The following is an 18,566-nucleotide window of genomic DNA, read 5'->3' on the forward strand; positions in this document are numbered from 1 at the left end:
CGTAAGTCTGCGGCCTCCGGCCGGGCGTTTCGTCCGGGCGCTGCAACGTCGGGGACGGAGACCCTTTCATGCCAGAGATCGATCTGGTCATTTTCGACTGTGACGGTGTCCTGATCGACAGCGAGCTGATTTCGGCACGAATGCTGGTCGCCGAACTTGCGGTCTGGGGCATCGATGTGGACATCGACTATGTACGCCGTCATTTCCTCGGCCGCAGCTATCCCGTCGTGCTCCAGCAGATCCGCAAGGAGTTCGGACTCGCACTGCCCGACAGGTTCGAGGCCGAGTATCGGCAGCGCCTGCTCGAGGCGTTTCGACGCGAGTTGCGGATCATCCCCGGAGTGCGCGACGTGCTCGTCTCGCTCGCCACGCCCTTCTGCCTCGCGACCAGTTCCAGCCCGGCACGGCTGGCGATGTCGCTCGATCTTGTCGGCCTGACCGAGACCTTCGCGGGCCGGGCGTTCACCGCGTCGCAGGTCGCGAACGGAAAACCCGCGCCGGATCTGTTTCTCTTTGCCGCCAGGCAGATGGGGGCAAGTCCGGAACGTTGCCTGGTGATCGAAGACAGCATGAACGGGGTGCGCGCGGGGCTCGCCGCGGGCATGCAGGTCTGGCAATTCCTGGGAGGCAGCCACATGCAGGACATCCCCCCGCAGCCCACCGCAAACGGGGCCGCGCCGCACAGGACATTTGCATCTTTTGCCGATTTCTATCACCCTGTTCCGCATCTCAAGTCCGATGGGGTCACCCCATGAACGATCTGAAGGCCGCCGTTTTCGAGGCAACACCGCTCGATCAGGCCGCCCGTGCGGCCTGGCTCTACTACGTCGGTCAGAAGACCCAGGACCAGATCGCGCAGGAACTCGGCATCTCGCGTCAGCGCGCCCAGCGTCTCGTTGCGCGCGCCGTTTCGGAAGGGCTGATCCACTTCCATCTCGACCATCGCATCGCGCGTTGCCTTGAGATGGAGGCGGAGTTCGTCCGTCGCGGCCTCCGGCTGTGCCGGGTGGCGCCGAGCCTCGGCGAGGGCGCGCAGCCGCTGCATGCGATCGCGCCAATCGCCGCCGCCGAGATCGAACGGATCCTGAGCGTCGAGGAGCCGCTGATCGTCGCGGTGGGCACCGGGCGCGCCATGCGCGCGGCGGTGGAACAGGTTCCGACGCTAAACGGCGCACATCACCAGATCGTCTCGCTCAATGGCAATATCTCGCCCGACGGCTCCGCCTCGCATTTCGACGTGCTGATGCGGCTGGCCGACCGGGTGGGCGCGCGGCAATACCCGATGCCGCTGCCGGTGCTCGCCTCGTCAGAAGACGAACGCGAGCTGTTTCACTCGCTGGGACCGGTACGACGAAACATCGCGATGGCACGCAAGGCAAGCGTGACCTTCGTGGGAATCGGCCAGGCCTCCGGCTCCGCTCCGATGCTGAAGGACGGTTTCCTCACGGCAGAAGAGCTCGACGAGATTCGAAAGGCAGGCGGAATCGGCGAGATCGCGGGCTGGTATTACGACGAATCGGGAGCCTATCTCGATGCCGGCCCAAACCGCCGCGTGGCCGGAGTCCGGGTCGATCCGCCCAGCAATGACAAGCTGGTGGTCGGCGTGGCCGGAGGCCTCGAAAAGCTTCCGGCGATCCTTGGCGCAATATCCGGCAGGATCGTCAATGGGTTGGTTACCGACGAGCAGACGGCCCAAGCGCTCCTCTCCCAGTAGGCCGCACACAAATCAGGCAGGTTGAGAAACATCTTGACTTAAGGGCGGCCTTAGATGAGCATTAACTCACTAAATGAGCATATGCTCACATTTGGGAGGAAACCAATGCGACTGAAGGCACACGCCCTTTTCATGGGCGCTTGTGCGGTGGCGGCGCTGACGACGGCGGCCACTGCGGAAACGATCACCATTGCTACCGTGAACAACGGCGACATGATCCGCATGCAGGGCTATACGGATGATTTCACCGCGAAGACCGGACACGAGGTCGAATGGGTCACGCTGGAAGAGAACGTTCTGCGCCAGCGCGTGACCACCGACATCTCGACCAAGGGTGGCGCTTTCGACATCATGACCATCGGCATGTACGAAACTCCGATCTGGGGCGCCAATGGCTGGCTGATCCCGCTGGATGATCTGAGCGCCGAATACGACGTCGACGACATCCTGCCCGCGATGCGGAACGGTCTCAGCCATGATGGAACGCTCTATGCAGCGCCCTTCTATGGCGAGAGCTCCATGATCATGTACCGGACCGACCTGATGGAGAAGGCCGGCCTCGAGATGCCCGAAGCTCCGACCTGGGAGTTCATCCGTGAAGCCGCGATCGCGATGACCGACCGCGCCAACGAGATCAACGGCATCTGCCTCCGCGGCAAGGCCGGCTGGGGTGAAGGCGGCGCCTTTATCACCGTGACTGGCAACTCGTTCGGCGCTCGCTGGTTCGACGAAGACTGGAAAGCCCAGTTCGATCAGCCCCAATGGGCCGAGGCGCTCAACTTCTACGTGGACCTGATGACGGAAGCTGGCCCTCCGGGCTATGCCACCAACGGGTTCAACGAGAACCTGTCGCTGTTTCAGCAGGGCAAGTGCGGCATGTGGATCGACGCCACCGTTGCGGCATCCTTCGTGACCAACCCCAATGACTCGACCGTCGCCGACAAGGTCGGCTTTGCGCTGGCGCCGAACAAGGACGGCGTCGACAAGCGGGCGAACTGGCTTTGGGCCTGGGCGCTGGCGATCCCGGCCGGCACGCAGAAAGCCGACGCCGCCAAGCAGTTCATCGAGTGGGCGACCTCGAAGGAGTACATCGAGCTCGTCGCCGCGAAGGAAGGCTGGGCCAACGTTCCCCCGGGTGCGCGGACCTCTCTCTACGACAACCCCGAGTACCAGAAGGTGCCGTTCGCCAAGATGACGCTCGACTCCATCAACGCGGCCGATCCGACCAACCCGACGGTCGATCCGGTGCCCTACGTCGGCATCCAGTTCGTCGCCATCCCGGAGTTCGCCGGTATCGCGACCGAGGTCAGCCAGGAGTTCTCGGCGGTTTACGCCGGTCAGCAATCGGTCGAAGAGGCCCTTGAAAAGGCCCAGGCTTTGACCACGGACGCAATGGAAGCCGCAGGCTACTAAGCTCTCCTCCCCGACCCCGGGGGGCGGCCCAGCTTGCCGCCCCCCGGGCCCTTCGTACCCCGACTTCCCTTGCCAACATCCGGTTGCGGCGGGCTTTTGTTCCGTCACAGGAGAAGGAGTCACCATGGCAACCCAACATTCACGTTCAGCCGCTCGCATGATGATGGCCCCGGCCGTCATACTGCTCCTGGGATGGATGCTCGTCCCGCTGACGATGACACTGTTCTTCTCGTTCAAGAAGTACCTGCCACTTCGGGGCGACTCTCTCGCCAACGGCCTCGATTGGGTCGGTTTCGAGAACTACGTCCGGTTCGTGACGTCCAGTGCATTCTGGCCCTCGATCTACGCCACGCTGGTAATTGTCGGCGGCGTGCTGGCCATCACCGTGACGCTTGGCGTGCTGCTGGCGATCCTGCTCAACCAGCCGATGTGGGGGCAAGGTATCGTACGAATCCTCGTCATCGCGCCCTTCTTCGTCATGCCGACCGTGTCGGCGCTGGTGTGGAAGAACATGTTCATGGATCCGGTCAACGGCCTTCTCGCGCATCTCTGGAAAGCCTTCGGCGCAGCGCCTGTCGAGTGGTTGAGCCAGGCATCGCTACCGTCTCTCATCCTGATCGTCTCGTGGCAGTGGCTGCCTTTCGCCACGCTTATCCTGCTGACCGCCATCCAGTCTCTCGACAGCGAACAGCTCGAAGCCTCCGAGATGGACGGGGCTCAGCCGCTGTCCCGGTTCTTCTATATCATCCTGCCGCATCTCGGCCGCGCCATCACCATCGTCATCCTGATCCAGACAATCTTTCTGCTCGCCATCTTCGCCGAGATCTTCGTCACCACCGGGGGCGCATTCGGCACCAAGACGCTGAGCTATCTGATCTTCCAGCGCGTGCTGGAGAGCCAGAACGTCGGCCTCGGATCCGCGGGCGGTGTCTATGCAATCATTCTCGCCAATATCGTTGCGATCTTCCTGATGCGCATCGTCGGCAAGAACCTGGACGCGTGAGGAGGACATCATGGCTCGCTCAGCAACGACTAAACGCAAGGTCATCAACACGACCGCAGCCTGGATCGTCGGACTGCTCATCTTCTTCCCGATCCTCTGGACCATCCTGACCAGCTTCAAGACCGAAGCGCAGGCGATCGCCGATCCGCCGATATTCCTGAACTTCGACTGGACGCTGGAGAATTACGGCGTGGTCATGGAACGCTCCAACTATATGCGCTTCCTGTGGAACTCGATCATCATCGCGGGCGGCTCCACCATCCTCGGCATCATCATCGCGGTGCCCGCCGCCTGGTCGATGGCCTTCGTGCCCTCGAAGCGGACCAAGGACATCCTGCTGTGGATGCTGTCCACCAAGATGCTGCCAGCGGTTGGCGTGCTCTACCCGATCTACCTGCTGTTCATCAAACTGGGTCTGCTGGACACCCGCCTCGGCCTGACCATCGTGCTGATGCTGATCAACCTGCCGATCATCGTCTGGATGCTCTACACCTACTTCAAGGAGATCCCCGGCGAGATCCTCGAAGCGGCCCGGATGGACGGCGCGTCCCTTCGCGAAGAGGTTTTCTACATCCTGACGCCGATGGCCATTCCCGGCATCGCCAGCACGCTGCTGCTCAACGTGATCCTGGCCTGGAACGAGGCGTTCTGGACGCTCAACCTGACCGCAGCAAAGGCAGCTCCGCTGACAGCCTTCATCGCCAGCTACTCCAGCCCGGAAGGCCTGTTCTACGCCAAGCTGTCGGCAGCCTCGACCATGGCCATCGCACCGATCCTCATTCTCGGCTGGTTCAGCCAGAAGCAACTCGTCAGCGGCCTGACCTTCGGCGCCGTCAAGTAAGGGAACTGACCAATGGGACAAATTCAACTGAACCAGGTGACCAAGAGCTTCGGCGACGTGCAGGTCATCCCGCCACTGGATCTGACCATCGAAGACGGCGAGTTCACTGTCTTCGTCGGCCCCTCGGGCTGCGGCAAGTCCACCCTTCTGCGGCTCATCGCCGGGCTGGAAGACATCACTTCGGGCCACATCGCCATTGACGGGAAGGACGCGACCGACGTGCCGCCCGCCAAGCGCGGTCTCGCGATGGTGTTCCAGTCCTACGCGCTCTATCCGCACATGTCGGTTCGCAAGAACATCGCCTTCCCGATGCGGATGGCTGGCGTGCCGGAAGACGAGCAGAAGCGGCGGATCGAGGCTGCAGCCAAGGCGCTGAACCTCACCGACTATCTGGACCGGCGCCCGGGCCAGCTGTCGGGCGGCCAGCGCCAGCGGGTCGCCATCGGACGCGCCATCGTGCGCGAGCCCGCGGCCTTCCTGTTCGACGAGCCGCTCTCCAACCTCGACGCCGCCCTGCGGGTCGGCATGCGGCTGGAGATCAGCGAGCTGCACAAGCGTCTGGCGACCACGATGATCTACGTCACCCATGACCAGGTCGAGGCCATGACAATGGCCGACAAGATCGTGGTACTGCGCGCCGGCAACATCGAACAGGTCGGGTCTCCGCTCGAGCTCTACCACGAGCCGCGCAACACCTTCGTCGCCGGCTTCATCGGCTCGCCCAAGATGAACATGTTCGACGGCGCGGAAGCGCAGAAGCACGGCGCCACGACCATCGGCATCCGTCCGGAGCACATCGACGTCAGCAAGACCGAGGGCACCTGGAAGGGCCGGGTCGGGGTGGCCGAACACCTCGGGTCGGACACGTTCATCCACGTCCACGACACCGGCCTTGCGGACATGGTCACCGTGCGCATCACCGGCGACATCGCCGTGCGTCACGGCGACGCGATCTATCTCACGCCGCAACTCGACAAGCTGCACAAGTTCGACGCCGAGGGGCTCGCGATCCGATGAAACGGCTGGACGGCAAGACCGCACTCATAACCGGCGCAGCGCGCGGGATCGGTCGCGCCTTTGCGGAAGCCTATGTGAAGGAGGGCGCGCGTGTCGCCATAGCCGATCTCAACATCGCGCGCGCCCGCGAAACCGCCGCGGAGGTCGGCGACGCCGCCACTGCCGTCGAGATGGACGTCACGCGGCAGGACAGCATCGACGCCGCCGTCGCCGAGACGGTGGAACGGCTCGGCCGGATCGACATCCTGATCAACAACGCGGCTCTCTTCAGCGCCGCGCCCATCGTAGAGATCGAGCGCGCCGACTACGACACCCTGTTCTCCGTCAACGTCGCCGGCACGCTCTTCACCATGCAGGCGGTGGCGCGCCACATGATCGCGCGCGGTGGTGGCGGCAAGATCATCAACATGGCCAGCCAGGCCGGCAGGCGCGGCGAGCCGCTGGTCGCGGTCTACTGCGCCACCAAGGCCGCCGTCATCAGCCTGACCCAATCCGCCGGGCTGAACCTGATCGGACACGGCATCAACGTGAACGCCATCGCGCCCGGCGTGGTCGATGGCGAGCACTGGGACGGTGTCGACGCCTTCTTCGCCAAGTACGAGAACAAGGCCCCGGGCCAGAAGAAGAAGGAAGTCGGAGAAGCGGTTCCCTATGGACGCATGGGCACCGCCGACGACCTCACCGGCATGGCGATCTTCCTCGCCACGCACGAGGCCGACTACATCGTCTCGCAATGTTTCAACGTCGATGGCGGCCAGTGGATGAGCTGACATGACGCTCGGAACCAGATTGCCACCGACAACGCCCCGCCCGACCGCGGCGGGACGACAGAGCCTCTGCGCCGGACACTGAGCCGGCCGGCTCGCCCGTACCTTTCCGCTCCGACCGCGCCAGCGCCGCGGTCGAGCCCACTGATCAAAGCGATGGTGGCGCGTTGCCAACCATCCCAATGGAGGCCCCGATGACCACGAAACTGTCCCGCGAAACGCTCGGCGCCCTGCCGGAAGGCATCGCGCGCCCGGCTTACGACCCCGCCGGCGTCACGCCCGGCATCCTGCATGTCGGCATGGGCAATTTCCACCGCGCACACCAGGCGATCTATATCGACGACCTGCTGGCGCTCGGCGGCTCGGACGATTGGGGAATCCTCGGCGCCGGCGTCATGGGCTACGACGCCGAGCAGCGCAAGGCGCTGATGTCCCAGGATTGCCTCTACACGGTGATGGAGCAGGACGGCTCCGGCGACAGCGCCCGCGTTGTCGGCGCGATGTGCGGCTTTGCCGAGGTCGAGGATGGCCACGGACCGATCCTCAAGGCGATGGAAGACCCGGCCATCCGCATCGTCTCGCTGACCGTGACCGAGGGCGGCTACTTCATCGATCCCGCCACCGGCGTCTTCGACCCCAAGAACCGGCAGATCCAGGCCGACATCGCCCACCCCGACCACCCAACGACGATCTTCGGCGCCATCGTGGCGGGCCTGCGGGCGCGGCGAGACGCCGGCGCGGTGCCTTTCACGGTGATGTCCTGCGACAACGTCCCCCATAACGGCAAGGTCGCCCGCGCGGCCGTGGTCGGCATTGCCCGGGCCCAGGACCCTGCGCTGGCGGACTGGATCGAGGCCAATGTCGCCTTCCCGAACGGGATGGTCGACCGGATCACCCCGGCCACAACGCCCGAACGTCAGGCGCACCTGCGCGACACCTACGGTCTGGACGATGCCCGTCCCGTCTTCTGCGAGCCGTTTCGGCAGTGGGTTCTCGAAGACAGCTTCACGGCCGGCCGCCCGGCACTGGAAAAGGTCGGCGTGCAGTTCGTTGCCGACGTGACGCCCTACGAGCACATGAAGATCCGCATCCTGAACGGCGGCCACGCGCTGATCGCCTATGCCGGGCATCTTCTGCGCTGCACCTACGCCCACGAGGCAATGGCCCACCCGCTCGTCGGCGGCTTCATGAACAAGGTGGAGCGCGACGAGGTGGTGCCGATCGTGCCGCCGGTTCCCGATACGTCGCTGTGGGACTACCTGGACCTCATCAAGTCCCGCTTTGCAAACCCGCGGATCGAGGATCAGATCCGCCGGCTCTGCTTCGACGGCTCCAACCGCCAGCCAAAGTTCATCGTGCCGTCGGTCGCCGATTGCCTGGCCGCGGAACGTGGGGTCGACGGCCTGGCGCTCGGCAGCGCGCTCTGGGCCCGTTACTGCTTCGGCGAGGATGAACAAGGCGCGAAGATCGAGGCGAACGATCCCGCATGGGAGCGGTTGGTCCAGCAGGCCCACGCCGCCCGCACGGACCCGATGGCCTGGCTCGAGATGGCAGACATCTACGGCGACGTGGCCAGCAACGTGACCTTCCGCGCCGCCTTCGGCGCAGCGTTGACGTCGCTCTGGCAAGAAGGCACCGCGGAAACTCTGAAAATCTATCTCGCCGGAGAGTGAGGCCAAGCACGGCTGGACGTGAGCGTCGCAGTCGCGGCACCTGAGAACGCCGGGCAGTGACCTGCCCGGCGAATTTCATTTTCCGAAGGTGCCCGTCAGGCCGGTTCCTTGGCCTCGGCGCTGATCCTTTCCGCCTCCTTGCCGTGCAACTCCTGGTAATGGTCGAAGCTGGCCTCGAACCAGGCGGTGCCCTGCGCCGCGCCGCCGAGCGCTCGGGACAGTTCGTCCAGCGAGGAATCGGGCAGCATCGCGTGGAAGATGTCCCATCCCTTGGCGTCAGGGTTCGGATCGAAGCCGAGCACCTGCCCCTTGAGCGAAGACACGAGCGTCACGATGGCGCCAGAGAAGATCGACGGCACGTGGATGTTGACCTGGTCGATCGGCTGCAGCAGCACCGGCCCGGCCTCCCCGAGCGCCTCCTTGACGCAGGCCTTGCCCGCGGCGCGGAACGCGAAGTCGGAGCTGTCCACCGAATGCGCCTTGCCGTCGGTCAGGGTGACGGCAACATCGATCACCGGGAAGCCCAGCGGACCACGGACCAGCGCATCCTGCGCCCCAGCCTCGACCGCCGGGATGTAGTTGCGCGGAACCGCCCCACCCTTCACCACCTCTTCAAAGGCAAAGCCGGTGCCGCGGGCGCGTGGCGCGATGGTCATGTGGACATCCGCGAACTGGCCCGCCCCGCCCGATTGCTTGCGGTGGCGATGCTGGTGCTGGACGGTCCGGGTGATCGTCTCGCGATAGCTGGCCGGCACCGGAGCGGTCTCCACCGAGATCCCGAAATCCCCTTCCAGCTGCGCCTGGATCCGCCGCAGGTGCATCGGCCCCTGCAGCCGCACGGCGGCGTGGCCGCTGGCCTCGTCCTGCTCTACTGCAAGCCCCGGATCTATTTCGGCTATGCGGGCGAGCGCGCTGGACAACCGCGCGTCGTCCTTCTCGTGCACCGGAGTGACGAGGCAGGCGTGGCTCGGCGGGTGCCCGCGGCACCAGTCATCCAACGCCTCGCGGCCATTGGTGGTATAGGTGTAACCCGCATCCAGATGGTCGGATTTCACCGCAACGCCCACCGCGCCCACGGGAATGGATTGCACGGGATGCTTGGCGTCGATGCCGCTCAGGTTGCCAATCCCCGCGCCGCCCAGGTTGGCGCCTGCGCCGACCTCCGAGCCAATGGCCCGTATCACCACGGCCTTGCCCATGTGCTTGCGGAAGCTGGCGAAGACCCCGATGGCATCGGCCTTTCGCCCCAGCCGCTCTGCCGTCACCTCGACCGAGGGCGCCTCGTGGCGCAGAGATTTCATCAGCCGGGTGATGCCGTTCTTGGCCGCGGCCGACCCGAGGAAGGCCGGGATGTCGTCGTTGTCGCGCAGCACGTGGGCGGCGACGTCATAGACCTCGTCGCGCGGCGGCGCCTTGTCCTCGATCAGCTCTTCCAGCAGGTGATCGTCGAAATCCGACAGGTGCTCCAGCAGTTCGGCGCGGGCCTCCTTTTCTCTCGCGCGCACGCCATCGGGGATCTCGATGAGGTTCGAGGGCTGTCCCTCCTGGAATTCCCAGGCCCGTTCCGAGATCAGGTCGACGGTGCCGACGATCTCTCCCCCCTCGTGGATCGGCACCTGGCGCAGGATGATCGTGTGGTTCGCATAGGATTGCAGCGCCGCGACGATGTCACGGACCCGGTTGTCCGTGATGTCCATGCGGTTGATGAAGAGCACGCAGGGCGTGCCGCTCTCCTCGATCAGCCGCAGGTAAGGGGCGCAAAGCACGGCCGCCTCGGGATCGGGCGGCACGCAGAGGATGGCTGCGTCGCTCGCGGCCAGCGCCTCGCCGGCGAAGCCGAGGTAATCCGCGCCACCGGCAATGTCGAAGGCGCACCACGGCTCGTCGAGATAGGTGAATTCGGTCAGTGAAAAGAACTCGGAAAGCTCGGACTTGACGGGTTTGGAGTCGAGTTGGCTGAGCGCCTCGATCAGGGTCGTCTTGCCCGAGCTCGATGGGCCCAGGACAGTGAAGCATCGCATCTTAGAGTTCCTCCAAACGTTACCGGTTTGGCGGTCGGAGACCTCGATGCGCGATCTGGCCCGCTTCTTTGGGGCGGACCTTGCCGGATCCCGCGCGGACTCTGGCCGCCGTCTGATCCTGCCCCGTGACCCGGCCGGTACGTTCCCGGTCTGGCTCACCAGGATGACCGCGCCGCGCGGCCCTCTAGTATTCCGCCCAGCCATGGGAGGTCGTCAAGGCCCGGCATCGCGATTTGCCTGCGACATTCCCGTGCCGGCGCACCTGTTTACGCTCGCGCAAGCGTCACCGTCGGTCACGAGGTCGCGGATGCGTTGTCCGACCCCGCGTCTGCCGCTTGCGCCCGCCGGTGCGCAGGCTAGACAGGAAGGACCGCTGACAGAGCGAGGTACGTCATGTCCTGGATCGATCTTTTCACCGGTCTTGCCGATCTCGAAGGCAACGCCCGGGATCTGCTCGAGGCGCGCAGCCAGGTGCTCCGCGTCCCGGAGGGCGTGACAGTCTTCGGCCCCGGCCGGGAACCGGACTCGCTGCTCCTGCTGCTGGAGGGCATCGTGCGGGTTCAGAAAATCTCCGAGACCGGCCGCGAGATTGTGCTCTATCGCGTCAAGGCAGGTGAGAGTTGCGTCCTGACGACCGCCTGCCTGCTTGGACAGGAGGAATACGCCGCCGAGGGCGTGACCGAGACCGCCGTCGAGGCCGCGGCGATCCCGCGTCCTGTGTTCGACGAGTTGATCGCACGGTCCGACGCCTTCCGGCGCTTTGTCTTCGACAACTACTCCCGCCGGATCACCGACCTCTTCCTGGTGATCGAGGAAGTGGCGTTCCGCCGGATGGACATCCGGCTGGCGCAGAGGTTGCTCGATCTCGCACAGGACGGCACCGTGAAGGCCACACATCAGAAACTTGCCGCCGAACTCGGCACCGCGCGCGAGGTCGTCTCGCGCCAACTTGCTGAATTCCATCGGCGCGGCTGGATCGAACAGGCCCGCGGGACCATCGAGATCACCGACCGCGCCGCGATCGCCGGCATCGCCGCCACGGCAGCCTGACCTTTTCCCTTTACAAATTCACATTATTGAATTTATAAGTCGCGATACCCAAGTGAACGGGACCGCCCCTCCGGGCCAAGGATACAAGGGCAGTTCATGTCCGACGCCGGCGCGCGCCCCCTGGACCCCTGTCCGGGATATCGAAATGCGCATCCCCGGCACCGGTTTCGGTGACATGGTCACTGAAACCCGACTGCGACTCGGGGTAGAGTTACCTCGAAACCTGACCAAGAAGGGAACGCTACCATGACCAAGAATATGGGCTCCGCCGACCGCGCCATCCGCGCCGTGATCGGTGTCGTGCTGCTGATCGCGGCCTTCAGTGCCGGCTGGAGCGGGCTGTGGTCCACCATTGCGGCTGTCGTCGGGCTGGTGATGCTCGGAACCGCCGCCATGGGATACTGCCCGCCCTACCAGATCCTCGGAATAAAGACCTGCAAGACCAAGACCTGACACATGCAAATCGTGAACTTCACGCCTCTGGCGTCTCTCCTCGGCGGCAGCCTTATCGGGCTGGCCGCCGTTCTGCTCATGCTCGTCCTGGGCCGCATCATGGGCGCCACGGGCATCCTTGCCGCGGCAATCTGGGGCGAGGACGACCGCTCCTGGCGGTGGGCGATCCTCGCCGGAATGATCAGCGGCCCCGCCCTCTTCCTGATGCTGACCGGGGGCTGGCCGGAGATCACCGTGCCGAGTTCGACGCCGTTGCTGGTGATCGGCGGCCTGCTCGTCGGGCTCGGCGTCTCCTATGGCTCCGGCTGCACATCGGGCCACGGGGTCTGTGGGCTGGCCCGCCTTTCGCCGCGCTCGCTCGCCGCGACACTCACCTTCATGCTGGCCACCGGGCTGACTGTCTACGTCACCCGGCACGTGATGGGGGTCTGACATGCGCCTGCTCCTGACATACCTGATCGGCCTGGTCTTTGGCCTGGGGATCTCGATCTCCGGCATGGCGAACCCGGAGAAGGTGCTGAACTTCTTCGACATCGCCGGCACCTGGGACCCGTCCCTCGCTTTCGTGATGGGCGGCGCGCTGGTCGTGACCTTCTTTGGCTACCGCTGGGTCCTTGGCCGGCCAGGACCCAGCTTCGACCAGATCTTTCACCTGCCCCAGAACCGCAGCATCGACATGAAACTGCTCGGCGGCTCGGCTGTTTTCGGCGTGGGCTGGGGGCTGTCCGGCTTCTGCCCCGGCGGGGCGCTGCCCGCGATCGGCACCGGCCGCTCCGAGGTCCTGATCTTTGCCGCAGCGCTGATCGGCGGCATGGCGTTGGCCCGGTTTATCAACACCCACATGGCGACCCGGTTCCAGACACCGAACTATGCCGAGCACAAACCCGCCCCGCATGGTCCGCTGACCCACCTGCCCCGCGATGTCGCACCCGAAGCCGACAAAACCTGAGGAGGAAACCATGGAATACCCTGTCGACACCTCTCTGAAACCCGAGGTCACCGGCTTCTTCGACCCGGCGACCAACACCATCAGCTATGTCGTGAAGGACCCGGCCTCCGACGCCTGCGCCATCGTCGACTCGGTGATGGACATCGATTACGCCGCCGGCCGGATCACCTATGAACATGCCGACGAACTCATCAAGTTCGTGCAGGAAAACGGTCTCAAGCTCGAGTGGCTGATCGAGACCCATGTCCACGCCGACCACCTGTCCGCCGCTCCCTACATCCAGGATAAGCTGGGCGGCAAGATCGGCATCGGCGAGCACATCGTCACCGTGCAGGACGTCTTCGGCAAGATCTTCAACGAAGGCACGGAGTTCCAGCGCGACGGGTCGCAGTTCGACGCCCTGTTCAAGGACGGCGACACCTACATGGTCGGCCAGATGCCTGTCTTCGCGATGCACACGCCGGGCCACACGCCGGCCTGCATGGTGCACGTGATGGGCGATGCCGCCTTTGTCGGCGACACGCTCTTCATGCCCGACGGCGGCTCGGCGCGGGCCGATTTTCCCGGCGGGGACGCCGGGACGCTCTACGACAGCATCCAGAAGGTGCTGGCCCTGCCCGACGAGACGCGGCTCTTCATGTGCCACGATTACGGCCCGAACGGCCGTGACATCCAGTGGGAGACCACGGTGGCCGACGAGAAGGCGCACAACATCCACGTCGGCGCCGGCAAGACCAAGGAAGAGTTCGTTAAGTTCCGCACCGAGCGCGATGCGCAGCTTACCATGCCCAAGCTGATCATCCCCTCGCTGCAGGTCAACATGCGCGCTGGCGAGGTGCCGCGCGACAAGGATGGCGTGCCGATGCTGAAGGTGCCGGTAAACGGCCTCTGAGACCACAGGGCGCCGCGCCGTTCCGAAGCGAGCCGCGCGGTGCCTTTCCCGGGACACTGTTCTCTTGGAGGAGACGAGAACCATGGATTTCAAGACACTGACCAATCGCCTGTCTGTCTCCGGCCAGATCAGCGCGGACGACCTGCCCCGGATCAAGGATGCGGGGTTCCGCGCCATCATCTGCAACCGTCCCGACGGCGAGGGCAACGACCAGCCGACCTTCGAGGAGATCGAGCGCAGCGCGGTGGAACTGGGGCTGGAGGCCCGCTACCTGCCGATCACCTCCGGCATGGTCGAGGATTCGCAGGCCGATGAATTCGCTCGCGCGCTCAACGAGCTGCCCGGCCCGGTGCTGGCCTATTGCCGCTCCGGCATGCGCTCGACGACGCTCTGGTCGCTGTCGCACGCCAAGGACATGGACCCGACCCGGATCCTCGCGACCGCCAAGGCCGCCGGCTACGACATGGGCGGCGTGGTCCGCCGCATCGTCAACGGTGGCAAGACCCCGACCGACAGCGGCGACGCCAAGTTCGACGTGGTGATCGTGGGCGGCGGCGCGGGCGGCATCTCGGTCGCTTCCTCCCTGAAGAGCCGGATGCGCGATCTGAACATCGCCGTCATCGACCCGGCCGACATTCACTATTACCAGCCCGGCTGGACCATGGTCGGCGCCGGCGTGTTCGATCCGACCACCACCGCCCGAACCATGGGGAGCCTGATTCCCAAAGGCGTGCACTGGATCAAGGCCGCCGTGGCCGCCTTCGAGCCGGGCAATAACGCCGTCATTCTCGACGGGTGCCGGGTGGTGAAATACGATCGCCTGATCGTCTGCCCGGGGCTAAAGCTGGATTGGCATGCGGTCGACGGGCTCGTCGACACGCTCGGCAAGAACGGCGTCACCTCGAACTACCGCTACGATCTCGCGCCCTACACCTGGGAGCTGGTGCAGGGTCTCCGCAAGGGCCGCGCGCTCTTCACCCAGCCGCCGATGCCGATCAAATGCGCCGGCGCGCCACAGAAGGCGATGTACCTTTCCGGAGATCACTGGTGGCGCGAAGAGGTGCTGGGCAACATCGATATCCAGTTCATGAATGCCGGCGGCGTGCTGTTCGGGGTGAAGGACTACGTGCCCGCGTTGATGGACTACGTGCGGAAATACGACGCCAAGCTCAATTTCTTCCACAACCTCGTGGCCATCGACGGCCCGGCGAAGAAGGCGACCTTCGCGGTGAAGGAGCCTGAGCAGGAACCGCGCACCATCGAGGTCGAGTTCGACATGATCCATGTCTGCCCGCCGCAGACCGCGCCAGACTTCATCCGCGTGTCGCCGCTCTCCGATGCCGCCGGCTGGGTGGACGTCGACCAGATCACGCTACGCCACAAGAGCTTCGACAACATATGGTCGCTCGGCGACGTGATGAACGCGCCCAACGCCAAGACCGCCGCCGCGGCCCGGATGCAGGCACCGGTCGTCGCCGCCAATGTGACTGCCGATATCCTGGGGGGCAATCCGCAGGGGGCCTACAACGGCTACGGATCCTGCCCGCTGACGGTCGAGCGCGGCAAGATCGTGCTGGCCGAGTTCGGCTATGGCGGCACGCTCTTGCCCTCCTTCCCCAAGTGGGTGATCGACGGCACCAAGCCGACGCGCGCCGCATGGCTGCTCAAGGAGATGCTCCTGCCCCCGGTCTACTGGGGCGCGATGCTCAAGGGCCGCGAATGGATGGCCAAGCCCGAGAAAATCACCGGCGAGGGCACCGTCTCCGCCTGACACCCACGGCGCGTCCGGCCACCGGGCGCGCCAACGCCTTACGTTTCCCCGAGGTTCCATGATGCCCCCGTTCCTGCGCCGCTACCTGCCAGTCCTCGACTGGGGAAGTCAGTACAGCCGCCAGACCTTCGAAAGCGACGCCCTCGCGGCGGTCATCGTGACGATCATGCTGATCCCGCAGTCGCTGGCCTATGCGCTGCTCGCGGGTCTGCCGGCCGAGATGGGCCTCTACGCCTCGATCCTGCCGCTGGTGGCCTACGCCATCTTCGGCACCTCGCGGGCCCTCGCCGTGGGGCCGGTCGCCGTTGTCTCGTTGATGACCGCCGCCGCGGTCGGCAACCTCGGCCTCACCGACCCCGCCGCCATTGCCCTCGCCGCGATCACCCTGGCGTTCCTCTCCGGCGTCTTCCTGACCGCGATGGGGCTGATGCGGCTCGGTTTCATCGCCAATTTCCTGTCCCATCCGGTGATCGCGGGCTTCATCACTGCCTCCGGGATCCTGATCGCGACCTCGCAGCTCAAGCACATCCTCGGGGTCAAGGCGTCCGGCCACAACCTCATCGAGACTGTCGAGAGCCTCCTGTCGAACCTCGGCCAGACCAACCTCTGGACGCTGATCATCGGCGTCGCGACCACCGCCTTCCTTTTCTGGGTGCGCAAGGGGCTGAAGCCGCTGCTCCTGGGCTACGGCCTGAAGCCGCGCCTCGCCGACGTGCTGACCAAGGCCGGCCCCGTCGCGGCCGTCGTTGCGACGACGCTCCTCGCCTGGGCGTTCGGCCTCGCCGACCGCGGCGTCGCCATCGTCGGCGACGTGCCCCGCGGCCTGCCCCCCCTCACCGCGCCCAGCTTCGACATGGAGATCTGGGTCGCGCTTTTCGGCTCGGCGGTGCTGATCTCGATCATCGGCTTCGTGGAATCCGTCTCGGTCGCGCAGACCCTGGCCGCGAAGCGGCGCCAGCGCATCGACCCGGACCAGGAGCTGATCGGCCTCGGCACCTCCAACATCGCCGCCTCGCTCACCGGCGGCTACCCGGTGACCGGCGGGTTCGCCCGCTCCGTCGTGAACTTCGACGCCGGCGCCGAAACTCCAGCCGCCGGCGCCTTCACCGCCATCGGCATCCTGCTTGCCGCGCTGCTTCTGACGCCCCTGCTCTACTTCCTGCCCACCGCGACCCTCGCCGCGACGATTATCGTCGCCGTCCTGAGCCTCGTGGACTTCTCAATCCTGAAGCGCGCCTGGGCCTTCTCCCGCGCCGACTTTTTTGCCGTAGCCACGACGATCCTGCTGACCCTCGGCATGGGCGTCGAAGTCGGCGTCTCGGCCGGCGTGGTGCTTTCGATCTTCCTGCACCTCTACAAGACCTCCCGCCCGCATATCGCCGAGATCGGACTGGTGCCCGGCACCCATCATTTCCGGAACATCCTGCGCCACAAGGTGACGACCGATCCAAGGGTTCTGACGCTCCGCGTCGACGAGAGCCTCTACTTCGCCAACGCTCGCTTCCTCGAGGATTATATATACGATCGCGTCGTCGGAGATCGCCAACTGGAGCACGTGATCCTGAACTTCCCCGCGGTGAACGAGGTAGACCTCTCGGCACTGGAATCTCTTGAAGCCATCCTCCAGCGACTGAAGGACATGAACATCCACCTCCACCTTTCCGAGGTGAAAGGCCCGGTCATGGATCGCCTGCAGCGCAGCCACTTCCTCGACGAACTGAACGGCCGGGTTTTCCTGTCGCAATACGACGCCTGGATGGCTCTCGCCCGCGAGGAGGCGTCGCCCCAGGCGGCTGAATGATCGTCAGGACCCGGCTTTTCACCCGCCGAGCAAGCCAGTTGGCAGCGCCCCTGAACTTGCCTTAAGAGACGGCATGGAAACGCCGGATTTCTCTATCGCCGAGATGCATAGCCTTTCAACCGAAGGCTCCTCCCTGCGCCGCGAGGCGGTCGTACCCGAGGCCGCGCGCGGCGAGGGCTTCGATGCGGCCTATGACTGGACAACGCTCTGGTACGACGCCGTGCAGCTGGATCGCGAAATCCTGCTGATCTGCCCGAAGCTTCTGAACTTCAAGGCACTTATCGCGGACGGCGCGCTCAAGGTCGACGGCCAGACCGCCCGTATCGGCCGCCGCGAGAGCTTCCGCCGGCACGACATCCTTCGACTGCGCACCGACGGGCCGGCTGCCCGCCTCTCCACCTCGGCCGGCCGCTGGCAGGGCGAAAGCGGCGTCAGCCCCGACCAATCCGCCCTGTTTGCCGGGCTCAACGCCTCGCTCCACATCTCACGCGAAAACCGCCCCGAATGGATCGCCGACTGGGCGCGTTTCCACATCGCCGAACACGGGCTCGAAGCGATGCTGGTCATGGACAACGCCTCCGAGACCTACCCCCCCAACGCAATCCTCGACGCGCTCACAGGGACAGGGCTCAAGCGCGCCGTGGTGCTCAAGGTGCCGCAACCCTATGGTCCGGTCCGCGAGAAGAAAGGCGGCGGCGGCGCGAAGTTCCTGCAGCCGGCTATGCTCAACCTCGCCCGGCTCCGCTTCCTCCACCGCGCCCGCGCAGTGCTCAACGTCGACCTTGACGAGCTGGTCTGGACCCGCTCGGGCTCCGTCTTCGACGCCGCCGTCGCCAGTCCCTTCGGCTTCGTCACCTTCGAAGGCCGCTGGCGGATGCCTGCCCTCGACGCCGAGCCTCCGTTTCACCACGCAGATCACCGGTTTCTCCGCTACAAGGATGCCTCCTGTCCGACCAAGTATTGCCTGCGTCCTGACGGCTGGCGCAAGCGCGTCGGCTGGGACGTCCACCGCCCCGAGACCTGGCTTCCAACAGGCGCGCTGAAACGCAAGGATTTCGGATACTGGCACTGCCGCGGCATCACAACCAACTGGAAGAGCTACGACCGTCTCGGCTTCGACAAGATCGGCCCCGAAGACCCCTTCACCGCCGACACGCTGGACCGCCTGCTGCCCGGGTCGTGAACACCCGCAAACCGCGCC

The 18,566-nt window shown here is 65.2% G+C and carries 17 protein-coding genes; 16 read left to right on the forward strand and 1 reads right to left on the reverse strand.

The window, feature by feature from the left end; genetic code table 11:
• The first annotated feature begins 68 nt into the window (after positions 1 to 68).
• From ACFQ2S_RS18665 to ACFQ2S_RS18700, 8 genes are all read left to right on the forward strand, one after another.
• Positions 69 to 755: an HAD family hydrolase gene (locus ACFQ2S_RS18665; protein ID WP_386076801.1), complete on the forward strand. Its 687-nt coding sequence runs from the start codon at positions 69 to 71 to the stop codon at positions 753 to 755.
• The gene (locus ACFQ2S_RS18670) at positions 752 to 1,714 is read left to right on the forward strand and encodes a sugar-binding transcriptional regulator (protein WP_386076803.1); all 963 of its coding nucleotides are present in this window, start codon (positions 752 to 754) and stop codon (positions 1,712 to 1,714) included. The genes ACFQ2S_RS18665 and ACFQ2S_RS18670 overlap by 4 nt, the downstream gene beginning before the upstream one ends.
• 105 nt (positions 1,715 to 1,819) lie before the next feature.
• The gene (locus ACFQ2S_RS18675) at positions 1,820 to 3,127 is read left to right on the forward strand and encodes an ABC transporter substrate-binding protein (RefSeq protein ID WP_386076805.1); all 1,308 of its coding nucleotides are present in this window, start codon (positions 1,820 to 1,822) and stop codon (positions 3,125 to 3,127) included.
• A 124-nt stretch (positions 3,128 to 3,251) separates the two neighbouring features.
• Positions 3,252 to 4,130 carry a carbohydrate ABC transporter permease gene (locus ACFQ2S_RS18680; RefSeq protein ID WP_386076807.1) on the forward strand — a complete coding sequence of 293 codons (879 nt, stop codon included), beginning with the start codon at positions 3,252 to 3,254 and terminating at the stop codon, positions 4,128 to 4,130.
• A gap of 10 nt (positions 4,131 to 4,140) precedes the next feature.
• A complete protein-coding gene (locus ACFQ2S_RS18685) occupies positions 4,141 to 4,971 on the forward strand; it encodes a carbohydrate ABC transporter permease (protein ID WP_089230645.1) in 831 nt (276 codons plus the stop codon).
• Positions 4,972 to 4,983: 12 nt separating this feature from the next.
• Positions 4,984 to 5,988 carry an ABC transporter ATP-binding protein gene (locus ACFQ2S_RS18690; protein WP_386076809.1) on the forward strand — a complete coding sequence of 335 codons (1,005 nt, stop codon included), beginning with the start codon at positions 4,984 to 4,986 and terminating at the stop codon, positions 5,986 to 5,988.
• Entirely contained in the window at positions 5,985 to 6,758 is a 774-nt protein-coding gene (locus tag ACFQ2S_RS18695; protein ID WP_386076811.1) for an L-iditol 2-dehydrogenase, read from the forward strand. Before ACFQ2S_RS18690 ends, ACFQ2S_RS18695 begins: the two co-directional genes overlap by 4 nt.
• Before the next feature lie 191 nt (positions 6,759 to 6,949).
• A complete protein-coding gene (locus ACFQ2S_RS18700; RefSeq protein ID WP_386076813.1) occupies positions 6,950 to 8,428 on the forward strand; it encodes a mannitol dehydrogenase family protein in 1,479 nt (492 codons plus the stop codon).
• A gap of 95 nt (positions 8,429 to 8,523) precedes the next feature.
• Here the strand turns inward: ACFQ2S_RS18700 and ACFQ2S_RS18705 are convergent, their stop codons facing one another.
• Positions 8,524 to 10,449, reverse strand: coding sequence for an elongation factor G (locus tag ACFQ2S_RS18705; RefSeq protein ID WP_386076815.1), 1,926 nt, complete (start codon positions 10,447 to 10,449; stop codon positions 8,524 to 8,526).
• Between the two features lie 393 nt (positions 10,450 to 10,842).
• Between ACFQ2S_RS18705 and ACFQ2S_RS18710 the strand changes: the two genes are divergently transcribed.
• From ACFQ2S_RS18710 to ACFQ2S_RS18745, 8 genes are all read left to right on the forward strand, one after another.
• Positions 10,843 to 11,499 (forward strand): Crp/Fnr family transcriptional regulator, encoded by a 657-nt coding sequence (locus ACFQ2S_RS18710; RefSeq protein ID WP_386076817.1) that lies wholly within the window; start codon positions 10,843 to 10,845, stop codon positions 11,497 to 11,499.
• Positions 11,500 to 11,745: 246 nt separating this feature from the next.
• Positions 11,746 to 11,952, forward strand: a complete 207-nt coding sequence (locus ACFQ2S_RS18715; protein ID WP_386076819.1) for a YgaP family membrane protein — start codon at positions 11,746 to 11,748, stop codon at positions 11,950 to 11,952.
• A gap of 3 nt (positions 11,953 to 11,955) precedes the next feature.
• Positions 11,956 to 12,384 (forward strand): YeeE/YedE family protein, encoded by a 429-nt coding sequence (locus tag ACFQ2S_RS18720; RefSeq protein WP_386076821.1) that lies wholly within the window; start codon positions 11,956 to 11,958, stop codon positions 12,382 to 12,384.
• Between the two features lies 1 nt (position 12,385).
• Positions 12,386 to 12,901, forward strand: coding sequence for a DUF6691 family protein (locus ACFQ2S_RS18725; protein WP_386076823.1), 516 nt, complete (start codon positions 12,386 to 12,388; stop codon positions 12,899 to 12,901).
• 10 nt (positions 12,902 to 12,911) lie between these two features.
• On the forward strand, positions 12,912 to 13,793 hold the full coding sequence (locus ACFQ2S_RS18730) for an MBL fold metallo-hydrolase (RefSeq protein ID WP_386076825.1): 882 nt from the start codon (positions 12,912 to 12,914) through the stop codon (positions 13,791 to 13,793).
• Positions 13,794 to 13,875: 82 nt separating this feature from the next.
• A complete protein-coding gene (locus ACFQ2S_RS18735; protein WP_386076827.1) occupies positions 13,876 to 15,564 on the forward strand; it encodes a TIGR01244 family sulfur transferase in 1,689 nt (562 codons plus the stop codon).
• Positions 15,565 to 15,622: 58 nt separating this feature from the next.
• Entirely contained in the window at positions 15,623 to 17,365 is a 1,743-nt protein-coding gene (locus tag ACFQ2S_RS18740) for a SulP family inorganic anion transporter (protein ID WP_386076828.1), read from the forward strand.
• A 73-nt stretch (positions 17,366 to 17,438) separates the two neighbouring features.
• A complete protein-coding gene (locus ACFQ2S_RS18745; RefSeq protein WP_386076830.1) occupies positions 17,439 to 18,548 on the forward strand; it encodes a hypothetical protein in 1,110 nt (369 codons plus the stop codon).
• Positions 18,549 to 18,566 lie beyond the last annotated feature (18 nt).

The organism is Tropicimonas aquimaris, assembly GCF_042676185.1.
Classification (GTDB): Bacteria; Pseudomonadota; Alphaproteobacteria; order Rhodobacterales; family Rhodobacteraceae; genus Tropicimonas; species Tropicimonas aquimaris.